This window comes from Pseudomonas sp. HN2-3 (genome assembly GCF_020691745.1).
Taxonomy (GTDB): Bacteria; Pseudomonadota; Gammaproteobacteria; order Pseudomonadales; family Pseudomonadaceae; genus Aquipseudomonas; species Aquipseudomonas capeferrum.
In genome coordinates, this window is the sequence record NZ_CP085704.1 from 3,479,120 (window position 1) to 3,495,267 (window position 16,148).

Here is a 16,148-nt window from a genome sequence, read left to right on the forward strand (position 1 = left end):
TCTTGTTGTTATGCGTAAGGTAATCAGAGCCTGAAGGTGGCGCGCATGGACACGAACGAGGCGTCGTCGCCCCCGGCATCGCGAATGGCAGCGCCTATGTCGTAGTACTTCAGGTCCAGGTCGAGCGTCAGGTTAGGCGTTGGCAACCATCGGGTGTTGACCCGGTAGATGGTGCCCACGTGTCGGCCAGTGCCGCGGGTGTTGGCAAGTACGCTCATGCCAGGCATGTATACCCCGTCGCTGGTGTTCTGTTTCCACACTTCGAACACGCCGGGCTCGAAGCGCAGGCTGCGCCAAGGTGAAAAACCGAAGGTCGGGCCAATGACGATGACGTTGCTCAAGGTGGTCAGGCTGGCCTCGCCGTAGACGCCATTGCGCGGGTACAACGGGTCGAAGGTACCGACCTTGCCATCGCCCACCTCGCTGTCACCACTGGCGGCGTCCAGGCGCATGGCCAGGCGCGGGTTCCACAGGTGACTGAAGGTGTACCCGGTGTCGCTGGACACCGCCCAGGCCCGAATGTCGGCGTTGCCCAGGTGCCCGCGCTGGGCCGCCAGGTCCCAGCTCCAGTCGATGGCCTGGTAACGGCCGAACACGCGGGTGCCGAAGGTGTAGCGTTTCTCGTCACCGGTTTCCCCCGCCAGGGTGCGGTCGTCGGTTTCCAGGCCGAAGGCGAACAGGTCGATGTTCCACGCCTGGGTCAGCGGCTGCGTGCCATACAGGCCATAGAACTTGACTGCATTGTTGCTGCCGTCATCCCAGCTGTCCTCGCCGGTTTCTACGGGCCGCACGGCAAAGGCATCGAGCTTGCGCCCGTCCTTGAGGTTGAGGCTGGCGCGCAGCCCATCGAAAGTCTGGCGGATGTTGGGCGAATCGCGGTAGGTCACGAACACCTGGTTGCCATAGGCCATTTCCTGGCGGCCGACGCGTGTGGTGTAGCGCCCACCGGTAAAGTCATGGTTCAGGTCGATAAAGGCCTGGCGCACTTCATTGCGGCTTTCGTCATTGGGCGAGTACAGGTCTTTGCCGAAGGCGCGGGTGTTCTCGACCTGCACGAAGGCGCGCAGCGCATCGTCGAACAGGTGCAGGTCGGCGTGCGCCTGCAGGCGCTGCATCAGGTAGGAATCGTCCTTGATGCCGCGCAAGCCGAAGAACGGTTTGTCCATTGCATCGGCGCGGTAGCGCGCCTCTGCGCCCAATTGCAGCCAAGCGCTGTCGGACAAGCGATGGTAGCGCAGGCCATCGAACGGATCGGTGGCTTTGCCCGGTGCATCCAGAAAGCGGTAGTCCTCGACCCAGCGCGGCGCGCCGGGACGCCCCGGCCGACTGTCCTCCAAGGGGCTGGCAGCCTGTGAAAGCGGAGCGATTGATAACAGCGCCAGGGACAGACATGCCCCCGTCAACGGCTTGGTCATCAGAATATCCTTTCTTGTTGCTGTGAAAATGGATAACTCTGTTAACGATTATTTTGATTAACGATGATGCCGTCAATAGGCGCCAGCGCATATCACCGCTGCGGCTGCGCGATCAGTGTTCGCTGATCGAACACTTTTGAAACCCCCGATTCAGGGCCGTTGCCTGGCAAAGCCCGTAAAGAAGCGTTTCAGCCACGGGCGCCTGCGGTTTGCATTCCTTGACAAGATCATTAAATAAAAAAATCATGTGGTGCATTCCACCCACAATAATAAAGAGAACCCCATGACACCCTCTAAGCCCTTGCTTGCTTTCGGCCTGCTTCTGCTCGGCGCGAGCCAAGCGTTCGCCGCGCCAACCGTTAAACAACCCAACATTCTGCTGGTGGTCGCGGATGACCTGGGGTTTTCCGACCTGTCTGCGTTGGGCAGTGAAATCGCTACCCCCCACCTGGACAAGCTGCTGGCGGACGGGCGCCTGATGCTGGACTTTCACGCCGCACCCAGCTGCTCCCCCACCCGCGCCATGCTGATGTCCGGCAACGACCCGCACCTCTCCGGAGTTGGCATGATGGCCGAGTCGCGCGGGCGGCTGCCGGCGGGCAGCGAAGTGCAACCGGGGTATGAAGGTGTGCTGGGGGCCAACGTGGCCACGCTCGCCGAGTTGTTGCGCGATGCCGGCTACCGCACCTACATCGCCGGCAAATGGCACCTGGGCATGACCCCGGCGCAGCAGCCGCAGAACCGCGGTTTCGACCAGGCTTATGTACTGCTCGAAGGGGGGGCGGCGCACTTCAAGCAAACCAACATGGGCCTGCTGCCTAACTACAGCTGGACCTTCCGCCACAACGGCGAGCCGGTGGAGCTGCCTAACGATTTCTACTCGACCCGCTGGTTCACCGACCGCCTGATCGACGCCATCGACCAGGGCAAGGCCAGCCACAAGCCGTTCTTCGCCTTTGCCGCCTACACCGCACCGCACTGGCCGCTGCAGGCACCCGACGCGTACCTGGCGCAATACCGCGGCCGCTATGACCAAGGCTATGAGCAGATTGCCCGCGAACGGCTTGAGCGCCAGCGCAAGGCGGGGTTGGTGCCCGCCGACTTCCCGATTGAGCCGCAACTGGAAGGCGTGCCGGCCTGGGCGTCGCTGAGCCCTGAGCAACAGCAGCAGTCAGCCCGCACCATGGAGGTTTACGCAGCCATGGTAGCGGCGCTGGACGCCGAGGTCGGACGCTTGGTGGAGCATCTGCGGGCCACGGGCGAACTCGACAACACCCTGGTGTTGTTCATGTCCGACAATGGCCCGGAAAATGCCAACCGTGTAGACCCGGCGTGGATCAAAAGCAACTTCGACAACCGCCTGGAAAACTACGGCCGGCCCGATTCGTTCCTGATGATCGGCTCGGCCTGGGCCCAGGTCAGCGCCCTGCCCAGCCGCCGCTACAAGATGACCACCTACCAGGGCGGAATTCGCGTACCGGCCTTCGTCCACTACCCGGCGACGATAAAACCCGGGCGCAGCGAAGCGCTCGCCAGCGTCCGCGACATCATGCCGACCTTGCTGCAACTGGCCGGTGCGTCCTTGCCAGGCATCAAGTACCGCGACCGCGATATCGTGCCCCCCCAAGGCACATCAGCTTTGGCTTACCTCGAAGGCAAGGACACCCAGATCCACCCCCGCGACGAGGCCCTGGGCTGGGAAATCAACGGGAATGCCTCCTTGCGCAAGGGCGACCTCAAGCTGTTGTTCGATACCACCGACGCAGCGCCGGCCTGGCGTTTGTTCGATTTGAGCAAGGACCCAGGCGAACGCCATGACCTGGCCCCGCAACAGCCCATGCAAGTGGCAGAACTGCTGCGCGACTGGAAAAGCTACGCCCAGCGCAACAACATCGTGACCACGGCCGAGGGGCGGCCTGTTTCCCCCGCGTTGGTCCGCAAGCCATGACCCCCCGGAGGCTCGGGGGTGTGGTACTCGCCCTCGGCGTGCTTGCCGCCGCGTATGCCGCCTGGCCGGTGCCCCCTGCACCGGCGCTGCTATGCAGCAGTTACAGCGGCGTGCCAGAGCCCCACCAGGGGCCTTGGCGAGACGGTATGGTCCGCGTTGCCGGGGGCACGTTCAGCTTCGGCTCAGACCGCTTCTACAGCGAAGAAGGCCCGCCGCACCGGGCCAAGGTCTCGGCCTTCTGGGTCGACGTGCACCCGGTCACCAATGCCCAGTTCGCCCGCTTCGTACAGGCCACCGGCTACGTGACCCAGGCCGAACAGGGCATCGACGCACAGGCCGCCCCCGACCTGCCAGACCCGCTGCGGGTGCCAGGCGCAATGGTGTTCAAGCAAGGCGCGCAGGTGTTGCGGCCCGGCTGGCAATTCGTTGCCGGGGCGAACTGGCGCCACCCCCTGGGGCCCGGCAGCCACTGGCACGATCGGGCCAACCACCCGGTGGTGCAGGTGACCCTGCGCGATGCCCAGGCCTACGCCCGCTGGGCCGGGCGCACACTGCCCAGCGAGGCGCAGCTGGAATACGCGATGCGCGGTGGCCTGCAGGATGCGGACTTCAGTTGGGGCACGGCTGAGCGGCCCAACGGCAACCCCATGGCCAATACCTGGCAGGGCCAGTTCCCGTATCACAATCAAGCGCTCGACGGTTTCACCGGCACCTCCCCGGTGGGCTGCTTCGTGGCCAATGGCTTTGGCCTGTTCGACGCGGGCGGCAACGTCTGGGAGCTGACGCGCAGCGGCTATCGCCCCGGGCATGATGAGGCACGCGACGCCGCCCTCGACCCCACGGGCCCGGCGCTGGGCGACAGCTACGACCCCGTACAACCCGGTACGCCGGTGGTGGTGATCAAGGGGGGTTCACACCTGTGCTCGGCGGATGCCTGCATGCGCTACCGGCCTTCGGCACGGCAGCCGCAGACGGTGTACCTGGCAACGTCTCATGTGGGGTTTCGGACGGTGCGGGCAGCTGCGGCCGACTGAGGCTGCCCAGGTCGCTTGCCGCCTGTGCCAGCCGCTGGGTCGCACGGCGGATCTCGTCCACATCGAGCGAGGCGAAGCCCAGGCGCAAGGCATTTTCGCGGTGGCCGAACGGTGAAAACTGGCCGCCGCCGCGCAGCACCAGGTCCAGCTGCAACGCTTTGGCCGCCAACTGGTCGACATCGATCGCATCGTCGAACGTCACCCACAGTGCCAACCCGCCTTCCGGTGCCTGCACCGCTATCTGCTCGCCAAAGGCATCGCGCAGGCAATTCAACAAGGTCTCCCGACGCCGACGGTACTCGCTGGACACCCGCCGCAGGTGCTTTTTCAGCTCGCCGTCATTGATCAGGTCCGCCAGCATCCGTTGCATGACCGCATCCCCCTGCCCCAAGGTCAGCACCGCGGTACGCTCAAGCACCTCGATCACATTCGGCGGCGCCACGATAAAGCTGCAACGAAAGGTGCTGCCCAACGACTTGGACAGCGAACCGATGTAGATCACATGGCGCTGCGAAGGGTCGCTGGCCAGCGGCAAGTAGGGGCGTCCGGCAAAGTGATACTCGTGGTCGTAGTCTTCTTCGATCACGCAAAAATCATGCAGCCTGGCCAGCTCCAGCAATTGCTGCCTGCGTGCGGCATGCAGGCTGACCGTGGTCGGGAACTGGTGATGCGGGGTGAGGTACATCATGCGAACGTCGTGTGCCCGGCACAACGCGTCGACCTGATCGACCCGGCAACCCTCCTCGTCCAGGTCGACGGTAACCAGCCGCGCCCCCAACTGGCGGAATATCTCCCACGCCGGCGGGTAGCTCAGGCGCTCGACCAGCACCACATCACCCGGCTTGAGCAATGCGCTGGCCGTCAGGTACAGCGACATCTGCACGCCTTGGGTCAGGCAGATGTGTTCTGCTCCCACGTTCAGGCTGCGGTTATGGCGCAGCATGTCGGCCAATGCGCTGCGCAGGTATTGGCTGCTGCCCTCGCAGCCATGGCGCACGGTGTTGGTGGTGAAACTGGTGCGCAAGGCCTTGCGGTAATAGCGATGCAACACAGCCTGGGGCAGCAGGCGATGGTCACAGGCGCCGTTATCGAAAAACAGCGCGCCCGGCCGATGGTGCAGCGTCGTCACCTGCTCGCTGTGGGTGAAATACGCCACCGCTGGCGCGTCGTTCAGCGCCAGGGCGAAGGTCGGCGGCGCGCCGCGCGCAGGCAGCGTGCCCGCGGCGAGCCGGGTACTGACGAAGGTGCCCCGGCGCTGCACGCTCTCCAGCCAGCCTTTGGTGACCGCCTCTTCGTAGGCGAGGATCACCGTCTTGCGATTGACGTCAAGCAGTTGCGCCATCTCCCGCGTGCCGGGCAACAGTGTGCCGGGGCGCAGGCGGCCCTCGACGATGGCGGTCACCAGGCCTTCGACGATCTTGCGGTACGAGGCCTGCGGCTGAGCCCCATCGAGCTTGAGCAGCGGCCGCCATTTGCGAAGCTGGACCATGTGAATTATCCAGAACTGGAGGTTCTTGTGGTCCTAGTCTAAACGCAACAATCAGGCCTCTCCAGCCCACCCTTGCGCCCTGAGGTCTGTATGCACGATCGCCATGTCATTGAACTCTCGCCCTCGGGCAAGCGCTTCGAAGCCGCCGAAGGCTTGCTGCTCGATGCAATGCTCGCCAGCGGCCTGTCCGTGCCCTTCTCGTGCCGCCGCGGCGCCTGTGGGTCGTGCAAGGTCAAGGTGGTGGCGGGCCAGTATCGGGCCAAACAACGCAGCGACGACACGCCCGCGCCCTGCTACCCCCTCGCCGCCAACGAGATGCTGCTGTGCCAGAGCCATGCCTGCAGCGACATGCGCCTGGAAATACCCGGCTGGTCAGTGGACACGCCGACCCTGCAGATCAGCGCCCATGTGCTGAGCAAACGCGCCCTGAGCGTGGACATCACCGAACTGGTGCTGCAACCCACGCAGCCCCTCGAGGTACGCGCCGGCCAGTACCTGAGGTTTTGCCTGGCCAACGGCGACAGCCGCTGTTTCTCCATCGCCAACCTGCCAGCGCAGGACCAAGGGCGGTTGGTGTTTCATATTCGCACCCTCAGCGGCGGGCTGTTCACCGCAGGCACCCTGCCGTCCCTGCAGGTGGGCGACGCGCTGCAGCTCGAAGGGCCCGTGGGCGCCTGCACCTGGCAACACGAAGGTGAACGCCCCGTGGTGTTGTTCGCCACCGGCACCGGCTATGCCGGCATCAAGCCGTTGTTGCTGACGGCCCTGTCTGGCACTGCCCAGGTCACGTTGTATTGGGGCGGTTCAGCGCAGGCCGACTTCTATGACAGCGCGTTTCTCGACCAGGCCAGCCAGGCCCATCCACGGTTTCGCTGGCACCGGGTGCTGTCGGCACAAGCCCGCGTGCAACAGGTTGCGCTGACGCACGCTCACCCGTGGGCCGACACCCAGGTCTATGCCTGCGGCAACCCTGCGATGATCAGCCAGGCCCGCGCGCTGTGCCTTGCAGCGGGCGTGCAGGCACACCGTTTTGTCGCCGAAGCGTTTGTACCCAGCGGCGCATCGGTACCGGCGACCGCGATGCTCGACACGCTGGACCCGGTACTGGAAAAAGTCGGCCCGCGCTACTCGCTGGACGGCATGCTCGCCGCCCGCGAGCAGTCGGTGCGGGCCCTGGCGGCCATCGCCAGCCAGCTGAAAGTCGGCATGACCACCGCCGAGGCGTTGCACATGGCAGGCCAGACGTTGCAGGCAATGGGCGCGTCGCACACCTGGCACCCGACCTATATCCGCTTTGGCGACGACACCATCCGCACACCGCGCCAGGGCATCGACCTGCAGCGCCGGCTGCGTGCCACCGACATCGCCGTGGTCGACCTCGGCCCGGTGTGGGATGGTTATGAAGGCGACTATGGCGACACCTTCGTGTTCGGCGAGCACCCGCTGTATCAGGCCTGCGTCACCGCCCTGCACGAGGTGTTCGAAGAGACGCGCCAAGCCTGGTGCGACGGGCTGACCGGCCGTGAACTGTACGACGTCGCCGAGCGCAGCGCCCTGGCCAAAGGCTGGCAGCTGGAGCGCAACCTGGCCGGGCACCGCATCGCCGACTTCCCCCATGCGCTGTTCGGCCAGGACAAACTGGCCGACCTGGACATCGTACCGAGCGAGATGGTCTGGGTACTGGAGATTCAGCTGTGCCACCCCACGGAGCCGGTCGGGGCGTTTTTCGAAGACATTCTGGTTGGGCAAGCCAGGCCGGCCAAATCTGTGGTGCTTCAGAAACACCAATGAAACGCCTGGAGATTCTATTCGGGGCCACCAGGTGCCTGGCTTGGCATTTTCAGCGCCTATCAGATCGAGCGCCGCCCGCGCGGCGCATCGCGACGCAAGGCCGCTCCTACATTTGTTTCGGGCCAGTCATGTCTGTGCCAGCGCGCGCGAGCCCTTGTTTGTACGGCGCGAAATCGAGGCGGGCGCCAAGGGGCCGCGCGCCAATACTTCAGACGTAACTGGCCCGAAACAAATGTAGGAGCGGCCTTGCGTCGCGATGCGCCGCGCGGGCGGCGCTCGATATCTGCCCCACCTCCAAACCCAAGACAGGCACCTAGCCGCCATCACTCCATCTCCCGACAAGCACATTTGATCGTGCTGCCAGGGCGCCCTACCCCTGGGCCGAGAACAACGCGAACAGCTGGCTGCGAAAGTGGATGCCTAGCCGGTCGAACGCCCGGTTACGGTAAGTCTTCACGGTACTTTCCTTGATGCCCAGGTCGGCGGCGATGCCGGCATGGGTCATGCCCTGTAGCAGGCGGGCACAGATGTTCAACTCTTGCGTGGTGAGCTCGGGGCAGCGCTGCAGCAACTGCTGCTGAGGGTTCTTGACCGGGTTCAGGCTGTTCAGCGCCAGGTGCCCGCGCAACAGCTGCAGCAGCGCCGGGCTGAGCGCTTCGCACATCTGCAATTCCTGGTCGTTGAAAAAACCCTGATCGTGGTGCCGGTAGAGGTTGAACTGCACTGGGCGCGCCTGTTCGTCCAGGTACACGCTGGACAACCGTTCGATCATGCCATTGCGCTGGTAGATCGCCTCGCGGTATGGCCCATGGCGGATGTCCTGGGCCAGCAGGTGGCCGACCTGCCCGGGGGCCTCCTTCAACGGCTCGAACAAGGGGTCATAACGATGGTAGTGCTCGATGTACGCCTGGCCGCAGCGCAGCACCAGGCTGGCGTCAGGGTGGCGGGTGCCGGCCGCCAGCAGCTGCGGCCGCGCGCCGTCCATGCGCAACACGGAAAAATGCTCGCAGGCCGCCCACTGGCCCAGGCAGTCCAGCAACGCAGCGGGAAAGCCAGGCGTGCCCAACGCGCGGGTCAGGTCGCTGAAAGCGCGAATTTGCGCGGGCAAGGTCGATGCCTGTGGGGTGCTGAGACGAATCATGGCGGCACTCGGATATTTATTGTTATTGGCTCGGGCGAACAGCGCCCGATAAATAGTTAACCTATTAACTATCAGTCTGCCGCCAATCCACGACCTTGTCCACCTCACGGGTGACAGCCCTGGCAAACGCGCGTCCGTAAGCTGACCCCGACAACGACAATGATCGGGAACACCCATGAACCAGCACCCACTGAACCTGCGCGTCACGCGCTACGCCGCAGAAGCCAAGGACGTGGCACTGATCGAGCTGCGTGCAGACGATGGCCGGGCACTGCCGCCCTTCAGCGCGGGTGCCCACCTGGAAATCCTCGTCGCAGGCGACCTGCCGCGCCACTACTCACTGCTCAACGCGCCCGATGAACGCGACCGCTACCTGATCGGCGTGGGCCTGGCACCTGATAGCCGCGGCGGCTCGCGTTTCATGCATCAGCAACTGCGCCTGGGCGACACCCTCGCCTGCAGCCTGCCGCGCAACCACTTCGGGCTGGACGAGCACCTGCAACGCTATTGCCTAGTGGCGGGCGGCATCGGCATCACGCCGATACTGGCGATGCTGCGCTGGTGCCAGGCGCACGACAAGGACTGGCGATTGGTGTACAGCGCCCGCAACCGGCAACGCGCCGCGTTCTACGAAACCCTGCGCGCACTGGACCCTGCCCGGGTGCAACTGCACTTCGACGACGAAGCGGGCGGCCATCTGGATACCGCGCAACTGCTCGACACCCTGCGCGATGGCGAGCACCTGTACGCCTGCGGGCCAGCGCCGATGCTCGACGCCTTGCAAGCCGCTGCCGGGCCACGCGCCGAACGCCTGCACAACGAACGCTTCAGCGCCGCACCGGCCAGCACCGAGGGCGACCGTGGCTTCACCGTGCACCTGAACCTCAGCGACCGCAGCATCTGGGTCGCCCCCCAACAAAGCATCCTCGAAGCCCTAGAGGCCCACGGCATCGAGCTGCCGTTTTCATGCCGGGCCGGCATCTGCGGCAGTTGCCAGACCCGCGTCTGCGCAGGCGTGCCAGACCACCGCGACCTGATCCTCTCGGATGCCGACAAGGCCGCAGGCCAGAGCCTGATGATCTGCGTCTCGCGTGCCCTGGGCGACAGCCTGGTGCTGGACCTCTGAACCGCCTCACCCTTTTTCAAGGAGCATCCCCATGTCACTGCCCACCAGCAACCTGATTGCGCATGCCCGCAAAGCCAGCGAACCGATGGCCAACCGCGAGACCCCGTTCATCTACAACGAGTGGTATGTCGCCGCCTTTGACGATGAAGTCGGCCGGCACTTGCTGGCCCGGCGCCTGCTCGACCGCCGCGTGGTGATGTACCGCACAGAGGCAGGCGAGCCGATCGCCCTGGAAGACCGCTGCGCGCACCGCTCGTTCCCGCTCTCGCGCAGCCATCTGCAAGGCGACACCATCGTCTGTGGCTACCACGGCTTCCGCTACGACGCCGCCGGCGACCTGACCGAGGTGCCGTCACAGAAAAACTGCCCACGTGGTATTGGCGTACGCCGGTACCCGCTGGTGCGCCAAGGGCCGTTACTGTGGATCTGGCTGGGCGAGGAGGCCCTCGCCGACGCGGCGCAGATCCCCCATCAGGCATGGATCGACGACCCGGCCTGGGCCTGCACCTCCGGGTATTTCCATCACCCGGGCAACTACGTCAGCCTGCATGAAAACCTCATGGACCTGACCCACCTGAGCTTCCTGCATGCCAACACCATCGGCACCCCGGACTACGCCAGCGCGCCCTACAAGCTGGACCTCAAGGAAGGCCATTACACCCTGATCCGCGAAGTGGTGCCGACCACCCTGTCGCCAGTGTGGGGCAAGACCACAGGGCTGGAAGGCTGCCCCAGCGCGGCACGCATTGCCACGTCGGAGTTTCTTTCGCCGGGGCTGCACCGGGTCAGCGTGACCTTCTACGACAGCGCCCAGCCGCTGGAGCAGCGCCAGCAGTTCCACATCCGCACCGCGCATATCCTGACCCCGGAAACCGCCAACAGCCTGCACTACTTCATCGTCCATGGGCGCGACTTCGCCCAGCACGACGAAGCCCTGGGTGAGTACATGCACGAGCAGCTGTTCGCCGCCTTCAACGAAGACGTGGAAGGCCTCGGTGCACTGGAGGCCGCGCTCGACGACCGCGACGACCATCACTACGAAATATCCGTGGCCAGCGACGCCCCTGCCGTCGCCACCCGCCTCTACCTGAAGAAACGCGCCGATGCCGAGCGCCAGCACGACAGCCGCAAGGTCGGCTGAAGGCAGCGCTGGCCGCCGTCCATAACAACAATAAAAGGGACATCACATGTTCAAGCCTGAACCGGCTATCACCTGCCTGCGCCTGGCGCTGGTGGCAGCGCTGGCCTTGCCACTGCCCGCCCGCGCCGACTTCATCGGCGACAGCCAGGGCAGCCTGGAGCTGCGCAACTTCTACCAGAACCGCGATTATCGCCAGCACGGGGCCCAGGCTTCCCAGGTCGGCAACTGGTCGCAAGCCTTCATGCTGCGAATGCAATCGGGCTTCACCGAAGGGCCGGTCGGCGTTGGCCTGGACTACCTGGGCCTGCTGGGGGTCAAGCTCGACTCGGGGCGCGGCCGCAGCGGGGACGGCACGCTGCCCTTCGGTTCGCAGTCAGGCCGGCCGGTGGACGACTTCAGCCACATGGGTGTCACCGGCAAGCTGCGGGTGTCGAAGACCCGCCTTGATGTCGGCATCCTCACCCCGACGCTGCCCGTGGTCTTTCGCGATGACATGCGCCTGATGCCCCAGACGTTCGATGGCGCGCTGCTGCAATCGCAGGACGTCGAGCGGCTGACCCTGACCGCCGGGCAGCTCTGGCGCTCGCGCACCCGTGAGTCGTCGGGCAGCGACCGCATGTACCTGGCCGGGCGCAGCGCCGCGTTCGACAGCGGCGCCTTCGATGTGCTGGGCGCCAGTTATGACGTTGGCCACGGCTTGATCGCCAGTGCCTTTCGCGGCGAGCTGCGTGACGTGTACCAGCAAGACTTCTACGGCCTGGTGCACACGCTGCCATTAGGGCCGGGGTTGTCGCTGCTCACCGACCTGCGTTACTTCGACAGCACCAGCGCCGGCACTGCCAAGGCCGGCAGCGTCGACAACCGCAACTTCAACATGATGAGCACCCTCAGCGTGGGTGCGCACAAGGTCGGCGTGGGCTACCAGCGCATGTACGGCAACGATGCCTTCCCCACCCTGAACGGCTACACCCCGCCCTACACCGCCAACTTGGTCACGATCGGCACCTTCACCAGCGCTGGCGAAGTGTCGTGGCAAGCCCGCTATGACTACAACTTCGCCGCCCTCGGGCTACCCGGGCTGAGCTTCATGACCCGCTACGTGCGCGGCGACGACATCCGCACCCGCGCGGCCGACGGCCATGAGTGGGAACGCGACACAGACCTCGCCTACGTCATCCAGGCCGGCTACTTCCAAGGGCTGGGCGTGCGTTGGCGCAACGCGGCCTATCGCTCCAGCTACGCCAGCGACATGGACGAGAACCGGCTGATCCTCAGCTACACCCTGAAACTCTGGTGACCCCCTTACACCTGCCCTTCGAGGTAACCCCATGAGCCAGACCTTCGAGTCTCTGCAACACGCGCAGAGCACTGCCAATACCCACCGCCAGATCAGTTGGCGGATCATGCCGCTGCTGCTGATCAGCTACGTTTTCGCCCACCTGGACCGCATCAACATCGGCTTCGCCAAGCTGCAGATGAGCAACGACCTGCAGTTCTCCGACACCGTCTACGGCCTGGGTGCCGGGCTGTTCTTCGTCGCCTACGCGATGTTCGGCGTGCCGGCAAACCTGGTGCTCGACAAGCTCGGCCCACGGCGCTGGATCGCCCTGATGATGGTGACCTGGGGGCTGCTCTCCAGCGCCATGCTGCTGATTGAAAGCGCCCACGGCTTCTATGCCCTGCGTTTCGGCCTGGGGGTGGCCGAGGCCGGTTTCTTCCCGGGCATTCTGGTCTACCTCTACCGCTGGTTCCCGGCCGGGCGCCGGGCCTCGATCACCGCCCTGTTCACCCTGGCAGTCCCCATGGCCGGCGTGGTCGGCGGCCCGGTATCGGGCTGGATCCTCGAACACATGCAAGACACCGCCGGGCTGCGCGGGTGGCAGTGGATGTTTTTGATCGAAGGCCTGCCGGTCGTGGCCTTGGGCCTGGTGATACTGGCGCGGCTGGACGACCGCATCGAAGACGCACGCTGGCTCAGCGACGAACAGAAGCACGCCCTGCGCCAGACGCTGGCCCGTGAAGAAGCACGCAAACAGATCAGCTCCTGGCGCGGGATCTTTGCCAATGGCCAGGTCTGGCTGCTGGTGGCGATCTATTTCGCGGTCATGCTGGCGGTCAACACCCTGGCGTTCTGGATGCCGACCCTGATCCACGGCGCGGGCGTTGCCCACGACAGCCAGATCGGCCTGCTCAGTGCACTGCCCTATCTGGCCGGGTGTTTCTTCATGATTGCCGTGGGGCGCTCTTCCGACCACCACAAAGAACGGCGCTGGCACCTGTGCGTGCCGATTCTGATGTGCGCGGTGGGGTTGACCCTGACCGGCCTGCAGCCGCAGTCACCGCTGTGGGTGATGACAGGCCTGGCCATTGCCGGCATGGGTGCCAGCAGTGCGTTGCCGATGTTCTGGCAATTGCCTCCGGCCTACCTGGCCGGGCCGATACTGGCGCCTGGGTTGGCCCTGATCAGCTCGCTGGGCAGCGTGGCGGCGTTTGTCGCGCCTTACCTGATCGGCTGGATGCGCGACAACACTCAAAGCGCCAGCCTGGCGCTCTACTTGTTGTCGTTGGTGATCGCCTTGGGCGCCTTGCTGGTGCTGCGCACCTCGGCTGCCGTGGTCAACCCACGCTGAGGCAAGGTACGCAGGCAGGCGTGGCTGGGCCACGCCTGCTTCAAGCAACGGTCTTGTCAGGGACGAACCGCCGTGACTTCGATCTCGACGCGCCAGGCTGGGTGTGCCAAGCCTGCAATCTGGAACGCCGAGCGGGCAGGCAGTACTGGCTGCTTGGCCGCTGGCCCGAAGAACTGGGTGTAGCCGGCCATGAAGCCGTCGAAGTCCATCTTGCCGCCGTTCTCCGGCCCGCCTACCAGGAATACCTGCATCTTCACCACATCCTTGAGGCCCAGACCGAGGTCTTTGAGCTGCTTCTGGATGTTTTCAAGCACATTGATGGTCTGGGCTTTGGTATCACCGAAGGATTCCAGCGAATCCTTGGCGGCGTCGGGGTGGATGACCGACGGAACGGAGCCGCTCAGGTAAACGACTGTCTTGCCAGCAGGCACTTCCACAGCGGCCGAAATGGGGAAACTACCTGCGCTATGGCGCACAACATCCTGTGCATGAACGCTCCCGGCACCGGCGATCGTCAGGGCCAATGCAGCAACGGTCTTGAAAGCGACCTTCATGTGTTTCTCCTAAATGATTACCAAGGGTGATGCGCACGCATCGATGACGCGTGCACGGGTCATTCCATTGTCGTAGCAGGTTTAGAATCGGTACAAGCTAAACGGCTCTGGATCAAGCACTGGCGCCTTGCCCAGCAGCAGGTCAACCGTCAACTCGGAGGACACCGGGCTCTCCGTCATGCCCCAGCCGGTCGCGGTGTTGATGACCAGGCCTGGGTACTCTTTGACCGTCGAAATGATGGGGTTCTCATCCGGGGCGATGGCCATGGCGCCGCTCCACTGATCGATCAACTTCGAGTCGTTGAAGGCAGGGAATTCGACCTTGAGTTTGGCCAGGGATGCATCGAGCTCTGGAATATCAGGGGCCGCGGTCATCAGCCTGTTCTTCTCGAACGGCGACACCTCATCCAGCCTCCAGCTGGTTGGCTGAGTGAACGAGTCGATCAGCTGCTTGTTCAGCGAGATGTGTACCGGGAAGTCGGGGATGGCCAGCAGTGGCAGGTACTTGTAACCATACATGAACGACTCTTTGACCACCGGCGCAACGACAACGCGCGGCGAGGTGGCGTAGGTGCCGTCAGCCTGCTCGCGGAAGTAGATATTCCCCGGCAATGCAACGTTGCCACCCGGTGCGCGGGGCGCAGCGCTGATGATTTGCTGGGATTGGTAAGCAGGCAAGGTCGGCACGTCGACGCCCAGGTTCTGCATGAACAACCGGGACCAGGCACCGCCCGCGACGATCACGCGAGACGCGCGAATGGCGCCCTTCTCGGTCACCACATCAGAGATGGCACCTGCCTGGGTTTCCAGGCCCCTTGCCGCGCAGTGGGTGTAGATACGCACACCCATTTTCTTGGCGTACTCGGCCATGACGTACGACGCGCGCTCGGCGTCCAGGCTACCGGAGTCTTCCTCGAAGCCTGCGACCTTCCAGCTGGAGGCTGAACCGCGCAGCCGTTGATCGAGCTCATTGCCTTGAATGATGCGCGTCTTGAAGGGGATGTCCGAGCCGACTTCGCGGGTTTTCAGATCGATCCACTTTCTGACGCCTTCCAGGTCTTCTTCATCGAAAGGCACTTCGACCCGGCCTTGTGTGCGATAGCTGGTATCCGCACCTACTTTGGCGTTCATTTCACGCCAGCGTTGCTTGGCCAGGTGGTGCAACTGGAACGTCGCATCAGGCATCTTGTAGGTCATGACCTGACCATAGAACCGGCACGACTGCTCGCCGGCAATCTCACCTTTTTCGACGACAACGACGGAGAGGCCACGCTCGACGAGGTTGATCGCGGTCATGAGCCCCAGAATGCCAGCGCCAACGACGACCACGTCCGCTTGCTTGGGCAGCGTGCCCTCGGTGCCCTGTACAAAACCGAAGCGCGGTTTGCCGGGGATCAACCGACCTTCGCGCGTCAGCATAGGCGTCAGAATACCCGCACCCGCCGCAGCGGCCACGACGCCGCCGCCAATCAAAAATTTACGCCTTGTCATTCCCATGACACTTTCCTTTCCAAGCATTCGGTGTGGGTTGCATCAGCCCAGACAATGGGCCATAGGCTGGCCGACAGCCCCCGTGGCCAACTTTGTGGCCATCGCGTCAGGCTGACGGTTCAAATTGAGGGCGGGCATTCTGGTGATGCTGTTCAGACTGTGGAATCGCTGAGGACAAATAATTAGTTCAGGGATTTCGTAACTATCATGGAGGGGACATATAAAGTTGATATGGCGACACGCCATATTAGTTATAGGGGATTAGTTCGGGTGAAGTAACTGGATGGTTAATTGTTATTTGGGTAAGGGCTGCCAGGTGCCTGTCGTGGGATTAGTGGTGGGGCGTACATCGAGCGCCGCCCGCGCGGCGCTTCGCGGGGCAAGCCCG

General features: G+C 64.2%; 11 protein-coding genes and 1 pseudogene. 7 read left to right on the forward strand and 5 right to left on the reverse strand.

Features of this window, described 5'->3' with window-relative positions; genetic code table 11:
- Nucleotides 1-23: 23 nt before the first annotated feature.
- Complete coding sequence (locus tag LJX93_RS15820) at nt 24-1,415, reverse strand: alginate export family protein (RefSeq protein ID WP_227696176.1); 1,392 nt, start codon at nt 1,413-1,415, stop codon at nt 24-26.
- Between the two features lie 283 nt (nt 1,416-1,698).
- Between LJX93_RS15820 and LJX93_RS15825 the strand changes: the two genes are divergently transcribed.
- Nucleotides 1,699-3,363: an arylsulfatase gene (locus LJX93_RS15825; protein WP_033698584.1), complete on the forward strand. Its 1,665-nt coding sequence runs from the start codon at nt 1,699-1,701 to the stop codon at nt 3,361-3,363.
- 20 nt (nt 3,364-3,383) lie between these two features.
- On the forward strand, nt 3,384-4,397 hold the full coding sequence (locus LJX93_RS15830; protein WP_227696177.1) for a formylglycine-generating enzyme family protein: 1,014 nt from the start codon (nt 3,384-3,386) through the stop codon (nt 4,395-4,397).
- A 4-nt stretch (nt 4,398-4,401) separates the two neighbouring features.
- Here the strand turns inward: LJX93_RS15830 and LJX93_RS15835 are convergent.
- Nucleotides 4,402-5,886: pseudogene (locus LJX93_RS15835) on the reverse strand (PLP-dependent aminotransferase family protein); the annotation flags it as partial.
- A 90-nt stretch (nt 5,887-5,976) separates the two neighbouring features.
- Here LJX93_RS15835 and LJX93_RS15840 point away from each other — a divergent pair.
- Nucleotides 5,977-7,677: a M24 family metallopeptidase gene (locus LJX93_RS15840; RefSeq protein ID WP_156311464.1), complete on the forward strand. Its 1,701-nt coding sequence runs from the start codon at nt 5,977-5,979 to the stop codon at nt 7,675-7,677.
- 370 nt (nt 7,678-8,047) lie between these two features.
- On the opposite strand, the gene LJX93_RS15845 is transcribed toward LJX93_RS15840, so the two are convergent.
- On the reverse strand, nt 8,048-8,818 hold the full coding sequence (locus tag LJX93_RS15845) for a helix-turn-helix domain-containing protein (RefSeq protein WP_052040678.1): 771 nt from the start codon (nt 8,816-8,818) through the stop codon (nt 8,048-8,050).
- A gap of 175 nt (nt 8,819-8,993) precedes the next feature.
- On the opposite strand from LJX93_RS15845, the gene LJX93_RS15850 reads away from it, so the two are divergent.
- The 4 genes from LJX93_RS15850 to LJX93_RS15865 all read left to right on the forward strand — a co-directional run bounded on the left by LJX93_RS15850 (nt 8,994) and on the right by LJX93_RS15865 (nt 13,715).
- Nucleotides 8,994-9,944, forward strand: a complete 951-nt coding sequence (locus LJX93_RS15850; protein WP_227696178.1) for a PDR/VanB family oxidoreductase — start codon at nt 8,994-8,996, stop codon at nt 9,942-9,944.
- A 31-nt stretch (nt 9,945-9,975) separates the two neighbouring features.
- Nucleotides 9,976-11,085 (forward strand): aromatic ring-hydroxylating dioxygenase subunit alpha, encoded by a 1,110-nt coding sequence (locus LJX93_RS15855; RefSeq protein WP_033698592.1) that lies wholly within the window; start codon nt 9,976-9,978, stop codon nt 11,083-11,085.
- Between the two features lie 46 nt (nt 11,086-11,131).
- Entirely contained in the window at nt 11,132-12,382 is a 1,251-nt protein-coding gene (locus tag LJX93_RS15860) for an OprD family porin (protein WP_227696179.1), read from the forward strand.
- A 106-nt stretch (nt 12,383-12,488) separates the two neighbouring features.
- Nucleotides 12,489-13,715 carry an MFS transporter gene (locus LJX93_RS15865; protein WP_371925449.1) on the forward strand — a complete coding sequence of 409 codons (1,227 nt, stop codon included), beginning with the start codon at nt 12,489-12,491 and terminating at the stop codon, nt 13,713-13,715.
- A gap of 56 nt (nt 13,716-13,771) precedes the next feature.
- On the opposite strand, the gene LJX93_RS15870 is transcribed toward LJX93_RS15865, so the two are convergent.
- Entirely contained in the window at nt 13,772-14,269 is a 498-nt protein-coding gene (locus tag LJX93_RS15870) for a RidA family protein (RefSeq protein WP_033698594.1), read from the reverse strand.
- Between the two features lie 81 nt (nt 14,270-14,350).
- A complete protein-coding gene (locus tag LJX93_RS15875) occupies nt 14,351-15,766 on the reverse strand; it encodes an NAD(P)/FAD-dependent oxidoreductase (RefSeq protein ID WP_033698595.1) in 1,416 nt (471 codons plus the stop codon).
- Nucleotides 15,767-16,148 lie beyond the last annotated feature (382 nt).

Coding starts and splice junctions, on each gene's coding strand:
- LJX93_RS15820 (WP_227696176.1), bottom strand. CDS start 1,415: ATGACCAAGCCGTTGACGGGGGCATGTCTGTCCCTGGCGCTGTTATCA.
- LJX93_RS15825 (WP_033698584.1), top strand. CDS start 1,699: ATGACACCCTCTAAGCCCTTGCTTGCTTTCGGCCTGCTTCTGCTCGGC.
- LJX93_RS15840 (WP_156311464.1), top strand. CDS start 5,977: ATGCACGATCGCCATGTCATTGAACTCTCGCCCTCGGGCAAGCGCTTC.
- LJX93_RS15845 (WP_052040678.1), bottom strand. CDS start 8,818: ATGATTCGTCTCAGCACCCCACAGGCATCGACCTTGCCCGCGCAAATT.
- LJX93_RS15850 (WP_227696178.1), top strand. CDS start 8,994: ATGAACCAGCACCCACTGAACCTGCGCGTCACGCGCTACGCCGCAGAA.
- LJX93_RS15855 (WP_033698592.1), top strand. CDS start 9,976: ATGTCACTGCCCACCAGCAACCTGATTGCGCATGCCCGCAAAGCCAGC.
- LJX93_RS15860 (WP_227696179.1), top strand. CDS start 11,132: ATGTTCAAGCCTGAACCGGCTATCACCTGCCTGCGCCTGGCGCTGGTG.
- LJX93_RS15865 (WP_371925449.1), top strand. CDS start 12,489: ATGCCGCTGCTGCTGATCAGCTACGTTTTCGCCCACCTGGACCGCATC.
- LJX93_RS15870 (WP_033698594.1), bottom strand. CDS start 14,269: ATGAAGGTCGCTTTCAAGACCGTTGCTGCATTGGCCCTGACGATCGCC.
- LJX93_RS15875 (WP_033698595.1), bottom strand. CDS start 15,766: ATGGGAATGACAAGGCGTAAATTTTTGATTGGCGGCGGCGTCGTGGCC.